The organism is Bradyrhizobium sp. SOJA106 (assembly GCF_059448745.1).
On sequence record NZ_CM182549.1, the window covers coordinates 4,604,960 to 4,620,866 of the forward strand.

Consider the following 15,907-nt stretch of genomic DNA (forward strand, 5'->3'; position numbering starts at 1 on the left):
CGCCCTTCGAGGGCGGCCATTTTCGTTGGCGGGCACGGTTGCCAGCGGCGCCTTGGTCGTCGCTCAATGCGGCGCCTTCACCGTGATTTCCGGAAACATCGAATCGATCATTGCCTTGAGCTGATCGATCGAAATCGGCTTGCGCAGGATCGGCCTGCGCCGCAGCAAGGACGGCAGCAGCTCCGGCCCGTAGCCGGTGGCGAACAGGAACGGCTTTCCGCGGCGCTCGATCAGGTCGGCGACGGGATCGACGTAGACGCCCATGAGATTGATGTCGAGGATGGCCAGATCGTACTGGGCGGTCATGGCAAAGGCGCTGGCGTCGCGGACATTGTCCGCTTCCGCGACGACATGGTGGCCGAGCTCCTCCACCATGTCGGCGATCATCATCCGGATCAACGCCTCGTCTTCGACCAGGAAAACGGAGAGTCCGTCCGCCATATCAACCCCGCAGTCAGCCTAGCGAAGCTAATTATACCCGAATTGCGGAGAGGATTCACGAATTCGTGGCGCGCGCCGTTAATTCAGGCGCGCCCGATCCGATTCAACTTGATCAATCCAATCCGCGCTCATGGCTGAGGCGCACCATCTCCTGGATGAAGACCTGCTTCTGCTTGTCATCGAGGCTCGAATAGAGCGGCTCGGCGGCGTCGGCGACATTGCGCTGGTCGGCGGCGCGGTCGATCAGGAATTGCGCCTCGTTGCGCATCTGCTCGATGATGTCATCAGGCGGATCCCGCTTCGCCCGCGCAACCCGCAGGTTGAGCCGCTCCGCACCATTATGCCCGAGGTAGTGCATGGCGCTGGAGAAGCCGTACCAGTGCTTTTCCTGATCGGGCGTGAGGTTCAGCTCGCTCTTGATCCGCTCGATATAGGAATCGCTGTTGGCGACGATCTGATCGGCGGTGAGCTGCGGCGCCCCATTCTGGGTGAGAACCGCGACATCCTTGTTGTCTTTGGCGTCCTGCGGCGCGTTCCTCGCTTCCTTGGTCGCCTTGGCGCCCTTGCCCGCCTTGGCGCTCTTGGCATCGCCCTTGGCATCCCTGTCCTTGCCCGCGCCCTGCTGCTTGGCGTCCTTGCTGGCATCCTTATTGCCGTCCTTGGCGGCCGGCGCCTGACTGGCATTGTTGTTGTTGCCGACGCCGAGCACGCCTGTGAAGACGCCGACCACGCCGCCGATCGCGCCGCCGAGCACGCCACCGACCGGACCCGCGGCCTTGTTCCCGGCTGCCGCGCCGTCCTGAACGCCCTTGACCAAACCTTGGGCATTCGCCACCGCGGCTGCGCCAAGCAGCAGCGCGAGCACGGACCCCAGCGCGAACCATCGCCGCAAATGAAGCCGCGCAGGTGTCGCCGGGTTGATCATTCTCGTCTCCATCGTCGATCTGATTGGCCGTTCGGGGTGGGAGCCACCCGCTGGTTGCAACTCTATCGTTTCCACCGCTTCGAGGTCCAGACGCTGCCGATCGCTGTCCACGCCCGAAAAGTCTTTCGCGCGAAGCGGTTACGCAGGCTTATTCGAAACTGCGGCGTAATTGCGCACGACGTCTTCCTGGCCGGCTTGCGCGAAGTGTGCGTCGCAAAAGGAGCGCGCGCGGTTCACGGCCGGCGCGCGATGCCGTCGCGGTTTCAGGCACAACGTTAGTTCTAGACGATCGCCATTCGGTTTTCTCGACAGACGCGAACAATCATGATCTGATCGCGCTACCAATTTGCCGCCGGAGCTGACGGCACCAAAAAGAAACGTCGAACGACAAACTCCAAGAAAAATCAAAAGAGCTCGGAAGAGTTCAGAGGAAACACCAGAACAATAAAACACCCAAGCGAGGAAACGAGATGTCACGCAAGACACTGACGCGACGTCAATTTGTGGCTGCCACTGCAATGTCCTCCGCGGCGCTGATCACGGCGCCCTATGTCCGCGGCGCCTACGCCGCCGGCAAGCTCTCGATAGGCTTCTGGGACCACTGGGTGCCAGGCGCCAACAAGGCCTCGACCGATCTCGTCAATGAATGGGCCGCGAAGGAGAAGGTCGAAGTCTCCATCGACTACATCACCAGCAACAACAAGAAGATCGAGCTGACGGCCGCCGCCGAGGCGCAGGCCAAGTCCGGTCATGACATCCTTCAGATGCCGAGCTGGTGGCCGCAGGCGTATGCCGAGAATCTCGAGCCGCTCAACGACGTCATGGAGCCGCTCATCAAGCAGAACGGCGATGTGAACGGCACTGTCAAGTATCTCGGACAATCGGGCGGCAAATGGCTCGCGACACCCGCGACACCCGGCAGCCAGATCAAGGGCCCCTGCTCCCGCATCGACTTGATGAAGAAGCATGCCGGCATCGACGTGCAGGAGATGTATCCGGCCGGCGGCCCGCCCAAGGTCGAGAACTGGACAATGGAGACCTTCCTGAAGGCGGCCGAGGCTTGCCACAAGGCCGGCTTCGCATTCGGCATCGGTCTTGGCGAGACCACCGACAGCGTGGACACCGCCGGCGCGATCTTCCAGTCCTTCGGCGCCGAGCTCGTCAACGCCAAGGGCGACATCACGGTGAAGACCGATCAGGTTCGCCAGGCCATGGAGTTCTACAAGAAGCTCATCGCGTTCCTGCCGCCGGACGCACCGTCCTGGGACGACGCCTCGAACAACAAATGGCTGATCTCCGGTCGCGGCGCGATGATCCTCAATCCGCCGAGCGCCTGGGCCGTTGCCAAGCGCGACGCGCCGCAGGTCGCCGAACAGTGCTGGACGCACGGCTTCCCGTCCGGTCCCAAGGGGCGGTTTGCACCGTACCTGCCCTACTTCTGGGGCGTCTGGAGCTTCGGCAAGAACAAGGAGGCGGCCAAGAGCCTGCTCGTTCACCTGTCCTCGCCAACGTCGATCGAGAAGTTTGTTGCGGTGAGCGGTGGCTACGACCTGCCGGCCTACGCCAACATGACCAAGTTCAAGACGTGGGAGGAGGAAGGCCCGCCGAAGGGAACGCTCTTCCACTATCCGGACCCCTACAAGCATCAGACGCTGTCGATCGCAGCTTCGCCCGCGCCGCCTAAGGTCGCGCAGCAGATCTACTTCCAGGCGACGCTGACCAAGATGGCGCTACGTTTCGCGCGGGGCGAAACGATGGAGCAGGCGCTCGCCTGGGCCGAAGGCGAGTGCGAAGGCTTCATGCGGAGCTAGGCTGGGATGAGACAGGCGGCGCACGCGCGTGCGCCGCCTGCATCCGTTGTCCGATCCGTATGACCGCAAAGCCGACCCAAGCGGCCGGCCTTGCAGTTGAACTGTCTGCAAAGAAGCTGAGAGCTGATTTAAGGAAGCTGACATGGCCGAAGTCGTCGTTGAGCGAGGTCGCGTCGCCCGTGCGACGGGCGCGCGAAAGGGATCAAGCCTGCGCAATGCGCTCGGGCGGAAATCGACGGTTGCGTTCTTCCTGACGTTGCCGCTGATTCTCCTGATCGCGCTGCTGGTGCTCTACCCCGCCTTCTATTCGCTCTATCTGGCGACGCTGAACAAGGCGATGACGAAATTCGTCGGCCTTAGCAACTTCACCTTCCTGTTCAAGCGCGAGACGTTCTGGATGGTGGTGAAGCAGTCCTGCATCTTCGCGATCACGGCCGTGATCTTCAAGGCGCTGATCGGCTTCATCGTCGCGCATTTCGTCCATAACATTCCCGGCAAGAAGCAGCGCAAGTGGCGCGGCATGTTGCTGGTGCCCTGGGTAATCCCTCCGGCGATGAGCACGCTCGCCTGGCTGTGGCTGTTCGACCCCTCCTACAGCGCCTTCAACTACACGCTCTCCTTCTTCGGTGTCGGGCCGATCCCATGGCTCGGCGACACCTTCTGGGCGCGCTTCTCGGTCATCCTCGTCAACGTCTGGTACGGCGCGCCGTTCTTCCTGATCATGTATCTGGCGGCCCTGAAATCCGTGCCCGACCAGCTCTACGAAGCGGCGGCGATCGACGGCGCCAATTGGTGGCAGCGGATCTGGTACGTCACGCTGCCGATGATGCGCAATATCATCGCGATCACCACCCTGTTCTCGCTGATCGTGACCTTTGCCAATTTCGACATCGTGCGCATCCTGACCTCCGGCGGCCCGCTCGATACGACGCATCTGTTCGCCACCTGGGCGTTCCAGGTCGGCATCCAGAGCAGCGACATTCCGCTCGGCGCCTGCGTCTCCCTGTTCATGGTGCCGATCCTGGCCGTCGCAGCGGTCTTCATCCTGCGTGATGTCAACAAGCGAGGGAACGAAGCCTGATGAGCACACTCGCAATCGACAAGGCTGGCCCCTCCAGGAAGGTCAAGTATGGCAGCATAAGCCGCGACCGCGCCTGGGCGCTGCGCTGGTCCTATTTTTTCCTGGTGCTGTTCGCGATCTTCTTCCTGACGCCGCCGCTCTACATGCTGATCACCTCGCTCAAGAGCAGCGCGGAAATATCGGCGGCCACCAACCCGTGGTGGGTGTTCCATCCGACCCTGTCGAACTATGTCGAGCTCCTGACCTCGAACCAGTTTTTGCGTTTCTTCTGGAACTCGTCGATCATCTCGATCACGGTCGTGATCATCACGATGCTGATCAGCATCCCCGCGGCTTTCGCGCTGGCACGGATGAAGTTCTGGGGCTCGGCGACGCTGGCCACCGGCGTCTTCCTCACCTACCTGATCCCGGACAGCCTTCTGTTCATCCCGCTGTTCAAGATGCTCGGGGTGGTCCAGGACCTGACAGGCATCACGCTGCTGAACCGGTGGTACGTCCTGCTGTTCATCTATCCGACGCTGACGGTGCCGTTCTGCACCTGGATCATGATCGGCTATTTCGCCTCGATCCCGAAGGAGCTCGATGAGGCCGCGCTCATCGACGGCGCCTCTTGGCTGCAAACCCTGACGCGGATCTTCATCCCGGTCGCGCTGCCCGGGCTGATTGCCGCGACCATCTTCGCCTTCACGGTGTCCTGGGCGCAGTTCCTCTATCCGCTGGTGTTCACGACGTCGATAGATCAACTCGTGCTGCCGGTCGGCATCACCACGACGCTGATCAAGGGCGACGTGTTCAACTGGGGACAGATCATGACCGGTGCGCTGCTGGGTGCGGCGCCGCCGCTGATTATCTACGCGTTCCTGATGGACTACTACATTGCCGGCCTGACCGCCGGTGCGACAAAGGGTTGATGTCTCATGGCCGACGTTGCTTTGCGGAAAGTAGTTAAGCGTTATGACGATGTCGAAGCCGTGCGCGGCATCGACCTTGATATCGCCGATCACGAGTTCATCGTGCTGGTCGGCCCCTCCGGCTGCGGCAAGTCGACTACACTGCGCATGATCGCAGGCCTCGAGGACATCAGCGACGGCGACATCATGATCGGCGGCGACGTCGTCAACGACGTGCCCCCAAAGGATCGCGACATCGCCATGGTGTTCCAGAACTACGCACTCTACCCGCATATGACGGTGGCCGAGAACATGTCCTTCGGGCTGCGCCTGAAGCACTATCCCAGGGCCGAGATCAAGGCGCGGGTGACCGAGGCCGCGCGCCTGCTCGACATCACCGACCTGATCGACCGCAAGCCGAAGCAGCTCTCGGGCGGCCAGCGCCAGCGCGTCGCGATGGGCCGCGCCATCGTGCGCAACCCCAAGGTATTCTTGTTCGACGAGCCGCTATCCAATCTAGATGCGAAGCTGCGCGTGCAGATGCGGATCGAAATCAAGAAAGTGCATCAGAAGGTGCGCACCACGACGGTCTACGTCACCCACGACCAGGTCGAGGCGATGACCTTGGCCGACCGCGTCGTGGTCATGAACAAGGGCCGCATCGAGCAGATCGGCACGCCGAACGAGCTCTACCACAAGCCGGCCACGCGCTTTGTCGCCGGCTTCATTGGCTCGCCCGCGATGAACTTCATCCCGTGCCGGCTCGAGGATTCCGGCGGCACGCTCCAGATCCGCCTGACCGACCGCGTGGCTTTCCCGCTGCCGCCGGCCCGCGCCGCGCGCTACAACGCGCTGCCGCGCACCGACAAGCTGCTGCTCGGCATCCGGCCCGAGCATCTCACCGAGTCGCACCCGCATCTGGCGCCGGGCGTCGAGACCTTCGAGACCGTGCTCGACGTCACCGAGCCGATGGGGATGGAGACCCTGGTCTATTTCGGCCTCGACGGCACGCCCGTCTGCGGCCGCGTCGATCCCAATGCCGGCGCTACGGACGGGGCTCCCATGCGTTTGGCGATGGACCTCAACAATATGCACCTGCTAAACGAGGAGACCGGCGTCGTGCTGTGACGCCGGCTCAAGAGACGCGAGGCAGGCAGGGGAGCGATGGCGACCAACAAGAAGAAGATTTTCGTTACACAAACTTTGTCGCAAGGGGCACGCGCTCTCCTCACCCAGCGGGACGATATCGAGCTCGTCGAGTTTTCGAACCTGATCTCGGCTAGGGATTTCGAGGCCCTGCTGAAGAGCCATGCGCCGGTCCATGGCGTGGCGCTGGGTGCCACCGCCTTCGGCGAGACCGAGCTCGAGGCGTCCAGGGACATGAAGGTGGTGACCCGCATCGGCGTCGGCTACGACGCCGTCGATGTGCCCGCCCTCTCCCGCCGCAAGGTGCCGCTGATGGTCGCGGGCAGCGCGAATTCGCCCTCGGTCGCCGAACAGGCGCTGTTCATGATGCTGACGCTGGCCAAGCGCGCCAACGAGATGCACGCCTGCGTCAAGGACGGCAAATGGGCCGACCGGCTCGGCATGCTGCCGTTCGATCTCTACGGCAAGACCGTGCTGATCATCGGCTTCGGCCGCATCGGCAGCCGCACCGCCGTGCGCTGCCTGGCGATGGAAATGAAGGTGCAAGTCTACGATCCCTACAAACCCGCCGCCGAGATCAAGGCGGCCGGATGCGAGCTGGTCAGCGATCTCGACGCCGCGCTGCCGAATGCCGATTTCGTCACCATCCACTGCCCGAAGACGCCGGAGACCGTCGGTCTGTTCGACGCGGCACGGATCGGCCGGATGAAGCCACGATCCTATCTCATCAACACCGCCCGCGGCGGCATCGTGAGGGAAGCGGCGCTGTACGATGCGCTGGTCTCCGGCAAGATCGCCGGTGCCGGCATCGACGTGTTCGAGGTGGAGCCGCCGCCGGTCGGCAATGCGCTGTTCGCGCTGCCCAACGTCATCATGGCCCCGCATGTCGCCGGCGTCACGGTCGAGGCGGTCCAGCGCATGAGCGAGCAGACCGCGCGCAACATTTTGAGTGTGCTGGACGGCGATCCCATCCGGCAGAACGTCATCAATCAGGACGTGCTGGGCTGAAAAACCGAAACGCGCGCAGCTAAAGCGTGATGGATCATCATCGCGCTTTAGCTTGTTGTTTGAGCATGATCTTTTCCGGATCATGCGCGGTCCGCCCGCCTTCGGAAGGCCAGAATGCGTCCCATTTTGGTGCAGATCGGGCCCCAACTCAGCCTTAATCGAACCCGCGTAATATATCTGGCCGCGGCGGCAGGGGGACAGACTTGCCGGCCGCGTCGAGCTGGAGGATGGACCCTTGTCAGAGATCGACCCGACCGACCACGCGCTCGCGACCATCGCCAGCATCCTGGAGCACCCCGAGCCGGGCCCCGTCGTCCGCGAAACCGAGATCATCCGCGAGACCGAGATGGTCGCCGCCGGTGAGCAGCCGTCCGCCGAAGAACATGAAGAACGTGCTGAAGAAGATCATGCGGTCGACGAGCATCCGGTGGTCGACCAGCAGCCATTGGTGCCTGATCACACCGATGCCGACGGCTACAGCAAGGTCGGTCCGGGCCCGATGGTGGCGATCCGCCTGAAATGGACGGTGCATCGCGGCGACGACGGCCAGTACTACGTCCACGAGACCATCGGCGAGCAGTCCGCGCCCGTGGTCAGCGGCCCGATGACGAGCGAGGCCGCCGTGCGCTTCGTCGACGAGCACGAGGACGAGGCCCACCGCCGCTTCGAGCTGCTCCGCAGCGAAATCGCCGGCCGGAGCTCGCTCGCCGAGTTCGAGCGCAAGGGCGAAGCTTAAGGCAGTTCGCAGACCAGATGTTTCTGCACCTCTCTCCGTCGGAGAGGACTATTTTGCACGACGTGAGTGCGCGCCTCGTCCTTCGAGACGACCGCTTCGCGGTCTCCTCAGGATGAGGCTAAGCGGGATCGGTGCACGTCAAGACTACGGCTGCACACTCGATCCTCATCCTGAGGGCCCGCCGACGGCGGGCGTCTAGAAGGATGGCCGCAAGCGAGCTTCCCGCCACGTTCTTCTTCATATGCGATGGCCCTGCTCCACTGGGGAGAGCTAGCCCAGCCTACTTCCTTAAAAAATCCTTCTTCACGAGCTCGACGCCGGCGTGCCGCAGCAGGTCGTAGGCCGTCGTGACGTGAAAGAAGAATTGCGGGATGCTGTTGGTGAGCAGCAGCGTCCGCCCGGTAAAGGGCAGCTCGGTCCCGTTCTTCAGCCGGAAGAAGACCTTCAGCTCCGCTGCCGCGTCGATCTCGGCGCGCGGCAGGCTTTCGATGAATTCGATCGAGGTCGCGATCCGGGCCTGAAGGCCGGCCATGTCATGCTCGAGCGGCGGCAGCGCCACCGGCTCGCACTGTGCCAGAAGCGCCGGAGCAACCACTGCATGGCGGCAGGCCTCGCCGACCTGCTGGGCGAGATCATACATGTTTGGCGCCATGCGCATGCCACGCAAAACCGCCGGATTGAACTTGCGCGTCTCGGCATAGGCAACGCCCTTGTCGAGCAGGACCGACAGATTGCGCAAATACGGCACGAAGAGGCCGACCGAGGCCTCGTACATCGAGATCGTCACGACAACATTCCCTTCAAATTCCGTCTCGCCAGCAACTGGCATCTGGTCTAAATCCACACGTCGAGAGCTGCACAATGACAGCTCGGGCATGGGTGGAAAAGAGATGATCGTTCGTATAGTGGCGGCTCTGGCCGTGGTCCTGCTGGCAAATCTTTCGGCGCACGCACAGCAGGCGGCGCCCTCGCGCCTCGACGAGATCGTCAAGCGCGGCACGTTGCGCGTCGGCATGACCGGCGACTACAAGCCGTTCACCTACCTCGACAAGGCCACGCAGCAGTTCTCCGGCTTCGACGTCGACATGGCCGAGGCGCTCGGCAAGGCGCTCGGCGTCAAGGTCGAGTTCGTACCGACCGCCTGGCCGAAGCTGATGAAGGATTTCGAGGCCGACCAGTTCGACATCGCCATGGGCGGCGTCTCCGTCACCCTCGACCGCCAGAAGAAGGGCTACTTCTCGACGCCGATCATGCGCGAGGGCAAGACGCCGATCACCCGCTGCGCCGACGTCGGCAAGTACCAGACGCTAGCCGACATCGACAAGAAGGGCACCCGCGTTATCGTCAATCCCGGCGGCACAAATGAGCGCTTTGCGCGCGCCAACGTCAGAGACGCCGAGATCACCGTTTTCCCGGACAACACCGTGATCTTCGACGAGATCGCCAAGGGCAATGCCGATCTGATGATGACGGACGCCTCCGAGACCCGCTACCAGCAGAAGCAGCATCAAGGCGTGCTCTGCGCCGTGCATCCGGACAAGCCGTTCGACTTCTCCGAGAAGGCCTACTGGCTCCAGCGCGACATGGCGCTGAAGGCCTTCGTGGACCAGTGGCTGCATATCTCCATGGAAGACGGCAGCTACAGGAAGATCTACAGCGCCTGGTTCGACTAGGGCGCTTCCCCGTTCCGAGTCCGTCGGGAACGGCGCTCCAGGCCGCGGCCTCCTGTCGCCTGCCTCTGTCAAACTTTGGACCGGCTTGAGGCCTATTGAACCCGGAACAGCGGGACGACGACTCATACCGAGACAGTGATCTAGATCACGTTTCGGAATGAAGCCGGCGCGTAAGCGTTGGTGCGGGACCACCTGTTCAGGAGATGCGAAATGAGGAAGCTGTTGGCCACGGCCGCATTCCTTTTGGCGAGCACCGCTGCCCAGGCGCAGTACACTTTCGAATATGGCGGGCACACCATCCGCATCGATCCCGACCGCGGCACGGTGCAAATCCCCGGCGTGTACGACAACACCGGCCAGGGCAAGGTCAAGAAGGCCAAGAAAAACGAGAGCCCTGCGGACAAGCAGCCGCCGCAACAGGCCAAGGCCGATCCGCAAGCGCCGCCCGCGCCAGCACCGGCACCCGCTCCAGTCGCAGCGCCTCCAGCCGAGAAAGCTCCGGCTCCCGCACCGGACGCCGCAGCACCGCCGCCGGCGCCGCCTCCACCTGCTCCGCCTCCTGCAGCAACCGCCAGCAACGCTCCGGCCGAGACGGCCGTGCTGCCGTCGCCCGCACCGCCTCCGGCCCTCGCGCCGGTCGAGCAGCACGCCGCTCCGGCCGCGGCTCCGCCGGCGGCCCCGCCCGTGGCCGCTGCCCCTCCGGCGCCGCCTCCGCCTCCCGCTCCGGCGCCCGCCCCCGCTCAGTCCGCCGCCGTGGCCCCGCCGGCTCCCGCAGCGGCGCCCGCGCGCGATCTCAATTCGCCGCTCGGCGTCTGGCTCACTGAGGAGAAGGAAGGCAAGGTCCGCATCGAGCAATGCGGCAACAATCTCTGCGGCTATTCGGTCGATGCAAAATCGAACCAGAACGGCGAGCAGGTTCTGATCAACATGAAGCCCGGCAAGGACCAGAAATGGTCCGGCCGCATCCTCGACCCCAACTCCGGCTCGACCTACGATTCAACGATCGCGATGAAGGGCACCGACCGGCTGCGTGTGCAGGGCTGCGCCTTTGGCGGCATGTTCTGCGGCGGCCAGACCTGGACGCGGGTGAACTGAGTTCGGGCGACACGCTCTGACGAGACAAGGGGCCCGCACGGGCCCCTTTGCTTTTGCCCACCGCATCATTGCGACGTGCTGCAGCTCACGCAGCGCCTCGCGCGTGACAGCCCTCACATCACAGGTTCAGCACCGGTGACAGGATCCCCGCATGCTCAACCCCAAGGTGCGTGTCATGAACGGATTTCGCAGAGCTCTCCTCGCCACCATTGTCGCCCTCGCCTTCCCGCTCGCGCAGGCCGATGCTGCGGGCTCCACCTTCGACGGCACATGGAATGTCCGCATCTCGTCCTCGAGCGAGACCTGCGGCAATGGCGTGACCGTCGCGATCGGCATCAGCAACGGCCAGATCGCCTCGAGCAGCGCGGCGGTGACGGCCTCGGGCCGCGTGGCGAATGCCGGCAGCATCAACGTCACCCTGAGCACCGGCATCAAGCGCGCCGTCGGCTTCGGCCGGCTCAGCGGCACCTCGGGCGCCGGCACCTGGCGCGGCGCGATGTGCACGGGCACGTGGACCGCGGAGCGGATGTAGGTGGCCGTGTCCCGGACAAGCGGCGACGCCATCGCGCGTTGAAGACGCGCGTGAACGCGCTTACGGCGTTGCTGCGCAGAGCCGGGACGCAGCACTCATTGTCATTAAATGGCTCTGGGTCGTGGATCGGCGACGCATCGTCTTGGGGCGATGCGTCTTGTCCGCGACATGAGTGCCTTAGCCAACCGCTGCGCCGTACTCCGCATCCGTCACCGGCTCCAGCCACGTCGAATAGACGCCGTCGAGCGCTTCCTGCATGGCAATGTGGCACATGCTGTTGTTGGGCGAGGCGCCGTGCCAGTGCACTTCACCTGGCGGAATCCAGACGGTGTCGCCGGGCCGGATTTCCTTGACCGGCCCCCCCTTGCTCTGGACGCGGCCGACACCCGAGATCACGTAGAGCGTCTGCCCGAGCGGATGGTGGTGCCAGTTGGTGCGGGCGCCCGGCTCGAACGAGACGCGCGAGACGTTCAGCCGCGCCGGCGCGGGCGCCATGTTGATGGGGTCCTGCAACACGGTGCCGGTGAAGTTTTCCTTCGGCGCGCGGCGGGTCGGCCGCGTGCCGGCGAGCGTGATGTCCATGGGATACCTCGTTTCCTGTTACTTCTTGCTGGCGGCGTAGCGCGCCTTGGTCTCGGCGTTCATGGGGTAGAGGCCCGGCAGCACCGCGCCGTTGTTCACCTCGTTGACGATCCAGGCTTCCATCCGCTCCTGCTCGACGCCCTCGGCGAGGACGTGGTCGAGCATCGCCTGCGGGATCAGCACGCAGCCGTCCTGGTCGGCGACGACGATGTCGTTCGGGAACACAGCGACGCCGCCGCAGCCGATCGGCTCGCCCCAGCCGACGAAGGTGAGGCCAGCAACCGACGGCGGCGCGGCATAGCCGTCGCACCACACCGGAAGATTGGTGCCGAGCACCCCCTCGACGTCACGCACGACGCCATCCGTGACAAGCGCGGTGACACCGCGCTTCACCATGCGGGCGCAGAGGATGTCGCCGAAGATGCCGGCATCGGTGATGCCCATGGCGTCGACCACGGCAATGCAGCCCTCCGGCATCGCCTCGATCGCGGTGCGGGTCGAGATCGGCGAGGACCAGGATTCCGGCGTCGCCAGATCCTCGCGCGCCGGCACGAAGCGCAGCGTGAACGCCGGTCCCACCAGGCGCGGCAGGCCCGGACGCAGCGGCCGCGCGCCGCGCATCCACACATTGCGCAGGCCCTTCTTCAGCAGGACCGTGGTGATGGTGGCAGTGGTAATGCCGGCGAGGGTCTTGCGGGCTTCGGGGGACAGCGACATGGACGAGAACGAGCTCCGAGGTGCGGGAAAGAACGCGCGCATCTTGCGAGGTGCGGGCTTTGCGTCAAGGCCCAAAAGAGGCACAGGAATGCAGGGCGGCAGGGCCGTTATGCGATGCGATAACAAGGCTTTATCGCCTCCCCTTGCATTAATTTATTGGACTTGCGAGCGCATTTACGCGAAGCAGGGAGACGCGGAACTCAAGGGCGAGCCCGCGTTTTCCGAGAAGCCCGATTTCGACAGCTCTGCGACAGCTCATGGCCGCGACGCTTCCCCCGCCCCGCCTTCTGCCCAGTGGCGACAGCGCCGTCACGGTCGAGTTCAGCCGCACCATCGACGACGACGCCAACCAGCGCGTGCTGGCGCTCGATAAGGCGCTCGCGGCAAGCCCCATCGACGGCATCACCGAGACCGTGCCGACCTATCGTTCGCTGCTGGTTCATTACGATCCCTGCAGGATCGGCTTCGAGGCGCTCGCCGAAAAGCTCCTGCCGATCGCCACCCAGCCGCTGCCGCCCGCCACCAAGGCGCGGCGCTGGCGCATTCCGGTCGCCTATGGCGGCGAGCATGGCATCGACCTCGAGGATGTCGCAAAAGCGCTGAACACCACGCCCGACGACGTCGTCGCCCGGCACGTCGGCGGCGACTACAAGGTTGCGATGATCGGCTTCACGCCGGGCTGGTCCTATCTCAGCGGGCTCGACAAATCCCTGCACATGTCGCGGCGGCAGTCGCCGAGGGTGCTGACGCCGGCCGGCACGATTTCGATCGGCGGCATCCAGGCTGGCATCCAGTGCCTCGCCGCGCCCAGCGGATGGCACCTGCTCGGCCGCACGCCGGTGCGAACCTATCAGCTCCATCGTAATCCGACCTTCCTCACCGAACCCGGTGATCGCGTGACTTTTTTCGCCATCGACCACAACACGTTCGAGGAGCTGGACCGCGCCGCCGAGGCCGGCGAGATCATCGCCGAGCAGGTCGACGCATGAGCCGGCTCATCGTCGCCAGCATTGGTCCCGCAAGCTCCGTCCAGGACGGCGGCCGCCACGGCGCACAGCGTTATGGCCTGACGGTCAGCGGTGCGATGGACCGGCTATCGCTGGCCGCGGCGAACACGCTGGTCGGTAACGATCCGTTTGCAGCCGCGGTCGAGATCGGCCCGTTCGGCGCAACGTTTACCGCGAAGGATGGCGCCGTGCGCGTCGCGATCGCGGGTGCGCCGCGCAATGCAGATATTGCCGGCAAGCCGGTCGCGATGGACACATCGGTGACGCTGAAGGACGGCGAGACGCTCACGCTCGGCTTTGCCCGCGGCGGCGCGTTCACCTATCTCGCGATCGAAGGCGCGATCAAGGGCGAGCAGGTGTTCGGCAGCCTCGCGGTGAATGCCCGCGCCGGGCTCGGCAGCCCCTATCCGCGCCCCCTGCAGGCCGGCGACGAGTTCATGGTCGATGCTGCGAGCGGCGCGCCGGAGCTGCGCATTGAGCTGCCGAAGCGTGCGCCAGGTCCGATCCGCGTCGTGATGGGTCCGCAGGACGACGAGTTCGACGACGCCAACAAGGCGCTGTTTCTGCAGAGCGAGTGGAAGATCTCGGCGACCTCCGACCGCATGGGCTATCGGCTCGAAGGTCCCGCCATCAAGCATCTGCACGGCCACAACATCGTCTCCGACGGCACGGTGAACGGCAGCATCCAGGTGCCGGGCAACGGCGCGCCGATTGCGCTGATGATGGACCGCGGCACCTCCGGCGGCTACCCCAAGATCGCGACCGTGATCACGGCCGATCTCGGCCGGCTCGCGCAGACCTCGGCGGGAACAGCGTTCCGCTTCCTTGAGGTCACCATGGCCGAGGCGCAGGACGAGGCGCGCAAGTTTGCGCAGCTGATCAAGAACCTTCCGGATCGGCTGCGCTCCTCCGACACGGTCGAGCTCAACATCGCGGCGCTCGGCGATGCTAACGTTGCGGGGTACGCAGTGAACGCGATGGATGCCGGGACGTGGCAGGTCGCGGCGGAGCCGTAAACGACAAGAAGACCAGAGGAGCACCCCATGAAGACGATCGATCTCAATTGCGACCTCGGTGAAGGTTTTGGCGCCTGGGAGATGGGCAACGACGCCGCCATGATCGAGCTCGCAAGTTCGGTCAACGTCGCTTGCGGCTTCCATGCCGGCGACCCCGACATCATGCGCCGGACGGTTGAACTGGCGAAGGCCCGCGGCGTCTCGGTCGGCGCCCATCCCGGCTACCGCGACCTGCATGGCTTCGGCCGGCATCCAATCGCGGGCCTGAAGGCCTCCGAGATCGAGAACCTCGTCGCCTACCAGATCGGCGCGTTGCAGGCCATCGCGACCGCGGCCGGCCACAAGGTGACGCATGTGAAGGCGCATGGCGCGCTTTCCAACGTCGCCTGCGAGGACGACATGACGGCGAAAGCGATCGCCGCCGGCATTAGGGCAGTCGATCCCAACCTGATCTTCGTCGTGCTCGCCAATTCGAAGCTGGTGAAGGCCGGCGAGGACGCCAACCTGCCGCTGGTGCACGAGGTGTTCGCCGACCGCGCCTATGAGGACGACGGCAATCTCGTCTCGCGCAAGAAGCCCGGCGCGGTGCTGCACGACGCCAAAGTGATCGCCGACCGCGTGGTGCGCATGGTGCAGGACGGCGCGGTGGTGTCGGTGACGGGCAAGGTCATCAAGATGCGCACGGACACGGTGTGCATCCATGGCGATACGCCCGGCGCGGTCGACATCGCGCGGGGGTTGCGCCAGGCGTTGAAGGATGCGGGGATCGAGGTGGCGCCGTTCAAGCGCGGGACGTGAGGTTTGTCGAATTCGGGATGATGCGAAGCATCAGACTATGGTGCGCAACTGCGCACCTGAGAATCTCGAGGTTCCGGGTCGGCTTCGCCGCCCCGGAACGACGCCTTTAGAACGGATGCACTGACAGGGTGCCGAACACGATCGCCGCGATAACGGCAAATGCGCTGTAGAGCGCGACGTGATGCATGCTCGTCCGGGTCCGACGCGAGAGCGAGCGCGCGTAGAAATGCAGCCTAGCTTCCGCCGATAGTTCGCGCATGGTCGATCTCCAACGCCCCATTTGCGGGAGTATGAAGGATCAACCCTGGCGGGAGGCAAGACGGCGGCGGAAATAGCGATGAGAGTTCTCCAGACCCGCCCCGTTGCAGATGCAAATTCTCTTCACCTGCGGGTTCCGAGAATCCTATTCGTTAAATTAGGAGCCAGTTGGAACCGGCTCCGATGACACT

18 protein-coding genes are annotated in these 15,907 nt (G+C 64.3%); 12 read left to right on the forward strand and 6 right to left on the reverse strand.

The annotated features are described in order from the left end of the window. Nucleotides 1-63: 63 nt before the first annotated feature. Nucleotides 64-441: a response regulator gene (locus AC5V87_RS21270; protein ID WP_456838426.1), complete on the reverse strand. Its 378-nt coding sequence runs from the start codon at nucleotides 439-441 to the stop codon at nucleotides 64-66. 112 nt (nucleotides 442-553) lie between these two features. After that, complete coding sequence (locus tag AC5V87_RS21275) at nucleotides 554-1,366, reverse strand: Spy/CpxP family protein refolding chaperone (protein WP_495367690.1); 813 nt, start codon at nucleotides 1,364-1,366, stop codon at nucleotides 554-556. Nucleotides 1,367-1,836: 470 nt separating this feature from the next. On the opposite strand from AC5V87_RS21275, the gene AC5V87_RS21280 reads away from it, so the two are divergent. From AC5V87_RS21280 to AC5V87_RS21305, 6 genes are all read left to right on the forward strand, one after another. Then, nucleotides 1,837-3,177, forward strand: coding sequence for an ABC transporter substrate-binding protein (locus AC5V87_RS21280; RefSeq protein ID WP_456838424.1), 1,341 nt, complete (start codon nucleotides 1,837-1,839; stop codon nucleotides 3,175-3,177). Nucleotides 3,178-3,319: 142 nt separating this feature from the next. After that, nucleotides 3,320-4,258 carry a carbohydrate ABC transporter permease gene (locus tag AC5V87_RS21285; RefSeq protein ID WP_456838423.1) on the forward strand — a complete coding sequence of 313 codons (939 nt, stop codon included), beginning with the start codon at nucleotides 3,320-3,322 and terminating at the stop codon, nucleotides 4,256-4,258. Next, complete coding sequence (locus AC5V87_RS21290) at nucleotides 4,258-5,169, forward strand: carbohydrate ABC transporter permease (RefSeq protein ID WP_456838422.1); 912 nt, start codon at nucleotides 4,258-4,260, stop codon at nucleotides 5,167-5,169. The genes AC5V87_RS21285 and AC5V87_RS21290 overlap by 1 nt, the downstream gene beginning before the upstream one ends. A 6-nt stretch (nucleotides 5,170-5,175) precedes the next feature. Beyond that, nucleotides 5,176-6,276, forward strand: coding sequence for an ABC transporter ATP-binding protein (locus AC5V87_RS21295; protein ID WP_456838421.1), 1,101 nt, complete (start codon nucleotides 5,176-5,178; stop codon nucleotides 6,274-6,276). 36 nt (nucleotides 6,277-6,312) lie between these two features. Continuing rightward, entirely contained in the window at nucleotides 6,313-7,302 is a 990-nt protein-coding gene (locus AC5V87_RS21300) for a hydroxyacid dehydrogenase (protein ID WP_495367691.1), read from the forward strand. A 235-nt stretch (nucleotides 7,303-7,537) separates the two neighbouring features. Continuing rightward, the gene (locus AC5V87_RS21305) at nucleotides 7,538-8,038 is read left to right on the forward strand and encodes a hypothetical protein (RefSeq protein ID WP_456838419.1); all 501 of its coding nucleotides are present in this window, start codon (nucleotides 7,538-7,540) and stop codon (nucleotides 8,036-8,038) included. Nucleotides 8,039-8,318: 280 nt separating this feature from the next. On the opposite strand, the gene AC5V87_RS21310 is transcribed toward AC5V87_RS21305, so the two are convergent. Further along, nucleotides 8,319-8,813, reverse strand: coding sequence for a DUF1993 domain-containing protein (locus tag AC5V87_RS21310; RefSeq protein ID WP_495371928.1), 495 nt, complete (start codon nucleotides 8,811-8,813; stop codon nucleotides 8,319-8,321). 115 nt (nucleotides 8,814-8,928) lie between these two features. On the opposite strand from AC5V87_RS21310, the gene AC5V87_RS21315 reads away from it, so the two are divergent. From AC5V87_RS21315 to AC5V87_RS21325, 3 genes are all read left to right on the forward strand, one after another. Further along, nucleotides 8,929-9,711: a transporter substrate-binding domain-containing protein gene (locus AC5V87_RS21315; protein WP_456838418.1), complete on the forward strand. Its 783-nt coding sequence runs from the start codon at nucleotides 8,929-8,931 to the stop codon at nucleotides 9,709-9,711. A gap of 210 nt (nucleotides 9,712-9,921) precedes the next feature. Next, entirely contained in the window at nucleotides 9,922-10,806 is an 885-nt protein-coding gene (locus AC5V87_RS21320) for a DUF2147 domain-containing protein (protein ID WP_456838417.1), read from the forward strand. Nucleotides 10,807-10,957: 151 nt separating this feature from the next. Further along, nucleotides 10,958-11,338, forward strand: coding sequence for a hypothetical protein (locus AC5V87_RS21325; RefSeq protein WP_456838416.1), 381 nt, complete (start codon nucleotides 10,958-10,960; stop codon nucleotides 11,336-11,338). Between the two features lie 177 nt (nucleotides 11,339-11,515). Here AC5V87_RS21325 and AC5V87_RS21330 read toward each other — a convergent pair whose 3' ends face one another. Both AC5V87_RS21330 and AC5V87_RS21335 read right to left on the reverse strand, forming a co-directional pair. After that, a complete protein-coding gene (locus AC5V87_RS21330) occupies nucleotides 11,516-11,920 on the reverse strand; it encodes a (R)-mandelonitrile lyase (protein WP_456838415.1) in 405 nt (134 codons plus the stop codon). Between the two features lie 18 nt (nucleotides 11,921-11,938). Next, a complete protein-coding gene (locus tag AC5V87_RS21335; protein ID WP_027550912.1) occupies nucleotides 11,939-12,637 on the reverse strand; it encodes a ribonuclease activity regulator RraA in 699 nt (232 codons plus the stop codon). A 257-nt stretch (nucleotides 12,638-12,894) separates the two neighbouring features. On the opposite strand from AC5V87_RS21335, the gene pxpB reads away from it, so the two are divergent. The 3 genes from pxpB to AC5V87_RS21350 are packed head-to-tail and all read left to right on the forward strand — an operon-like array spanning nucleotide 12,895 to nucleotide 15,458. Beyond that, nucleotides 12,895-13,626, forward strand: a complete 732-nt coding sequence (gene pxpB, locus AC5V87_RS21340) for a 5-oxoprolinase subunit PxpB (RefSeq protein ID WP_456838414.1) — start codon at nucleotides 12,895-12,897, stop codon at nucleotides 13,624-13,626. Then, complete coding sequence (locus AC5V87_RS21345; RefSeq protein ID WP_456838413.1) at nucleotides 13,623-14,660, forward strand: 5-oxoprolinase subunit C family protein; 1,038 nt, start codon at nucleotides 13,623-13,625, stop codon at nucleotides 14,658-14,660. Before pxpB ends, AC5V87_RS21345 begins: the two co-directional genes overlap by 4 nt. Nucleotides 14,661-14,687: 27 nt before the next feature. Beyond that, nucleotides 14,688-15,458: a LamB/YcsF family protein gene (locus tag AC5V87_RS21350; protein WP_456838412.1), complete on the forward strand. Its 771-nt coding sequence runs from the start codon at nucleotides 14,688-14,690 to the stop codon at nucleotides 15,456-15,458. Nucleotides 15,459-15,564: 106 nt separating this feature from the next. Here AC5V87_RS21350 and AC5V87_RS21355 read toward each other — a convergent pair whose 3' ends face one another. Then, complete coding sequence (locus AC5V87_RS21355) at nucleotides 15,565-15,717, reverse strand: hypothetical protein (protein WP_247295099.1); 153 nt, start codon at nucleotides 15,715-15,717, stop codon at nucleotides 15,565-15,567. Between the last annotated feature and the right edge of the window lie 190 nt (nucleotides 15,718-15,907).

What these genes read in the sequence shown, in the direction of transcription:
- AC5V87_RS21270 (WP_456838426.1), bottom strand. Translation starts at nt 441, where the DNA reads ATGGCGGACGGACTCTCCGTTTTCCTGGTCGAAGACGAGGCGTTGATC.
- AC5V87_RS21275 (WP_495367690.1), bottom strand. Translation starts at nt 1,366, where the DNA reads ATGATCAACCCGGCGACACCTGCGCGGCTTCATTTGCGGCGATGGTTC.
- AC5V87_RS21280 (WP_456838424.1), top strand. Translation starts at nt 1,837, where the DNA reads ATGTCACGCAAGACACTGACGCGACGTCAATTTGTGGCTGCCACTGCA.
- AC5V87_RS21285 (WP_456838423.1), top strand. Translation starts at nt 3,320, where the DNA reads ATGGCCGAAGTCGTCGTTGAGCGAGGTCGCGTCGCCCGTGCGACGGGC.
- AC5V87_RS21290 (WP_456838422.1), top strand. Translation starts at nt 4,258, where the DNA reads ATGAGCACACTCGCAATCGACAAGGCTGGCCCCTCCAGGAAGGTCAAG.
- AC5V87_RS21295 (WP_456838421.1), top strand. Translation starts at nt 5,176, where the DNA reads ATGGCCGACGTTGCTTTGCGGAAAGTAGTTAAGCGTTATGACGATGTC.
- AC5V87_RS21300 (WP_495367691.1), top strand. Translation starts at nt 6,313, where the DNA reads ATGGCGACCAACAAGAAGAAGATTTTCGTTACACAAACTTTGTCGCAA.
- AC5V87_RS21310 (WP_495371928.1), bottom strand. Translation starts at nt 8,813, where the DNA reads ATGTACGAGGCCTCGGTCGGCCTCTTCGTGCCGTATTTGCGCAATCTG.
- AC5V87_RS21315 (WP_456838418.1), top strand. Translation starts at nt 8,929, where the DNA reads ATGATCGTTCGTATAGTGGCGGCTCTGGCCGTGGTCCTGCTGGCAAAT.
- AC5V87_RS21320 (WP_456838417.1), top strand. Translation starts at nt 9,922, where the DNA reads ATGAGGAAGCTGTTGGCCACGGCCGCATTCCTTTTGGCGAGCACCGCT.
- AC5V87_RS21325 (WP_456838416.1), top strand. Translation starts at nt 10,958, where the DNA reads ATGCTCAACCCCAAGGTGCGTGTCATGAACGGATTTCGCAGAGCTCTC.
- AC5V87_RS21330 (WP_456838415.1), bottom strand. Translation starts at nt 11,920, where the DNA reads ATGGACATCACGCTCGCCGGCACGCGGCCGACCCGCCGCGCGCCGAAG.
- AC5V87_RS21335 (WP_027550912.1), bottom strand. Translation starts at nt 12,637, where the DNA reads ATGTCGCTGTCCCCCGAAGCCCGCAAGACCCTCGCCGGCATTACCACT.
- pxpB (WP_456838414.1), top strand. Translation starts at nt 12,895, where the DNA reads ATGGCCGCGACGCTTCCCCCGCCCCGCCTTCTGCCCAGTGGCGACAGC.
- AC5V87_RS21345 (WP_456838413.1), top strand. Translation starts at nt 13,623, where the DNA reads ATGAGCCGGCTCATCGTCGCCAGCATTGGTCCCGCAAGCTCCGTCCAG.
- AC5V87_RS21350 (WP_456838412.1), top strand. Translation starts at nt 14,688, where the DNA reads ATGAAGACGATCGATCTCAATTGCGACCTCGGTGAAGGTTTTGGCGCC.
- AC5V87_RS21355 (WP_247295099.1), bottom strand. Translation starts at nt 15,717, where the DNA reads ATGCGCGAACTATCGGCGGAAGCTAGGCTGCATTTCTACGCGCGCTCG.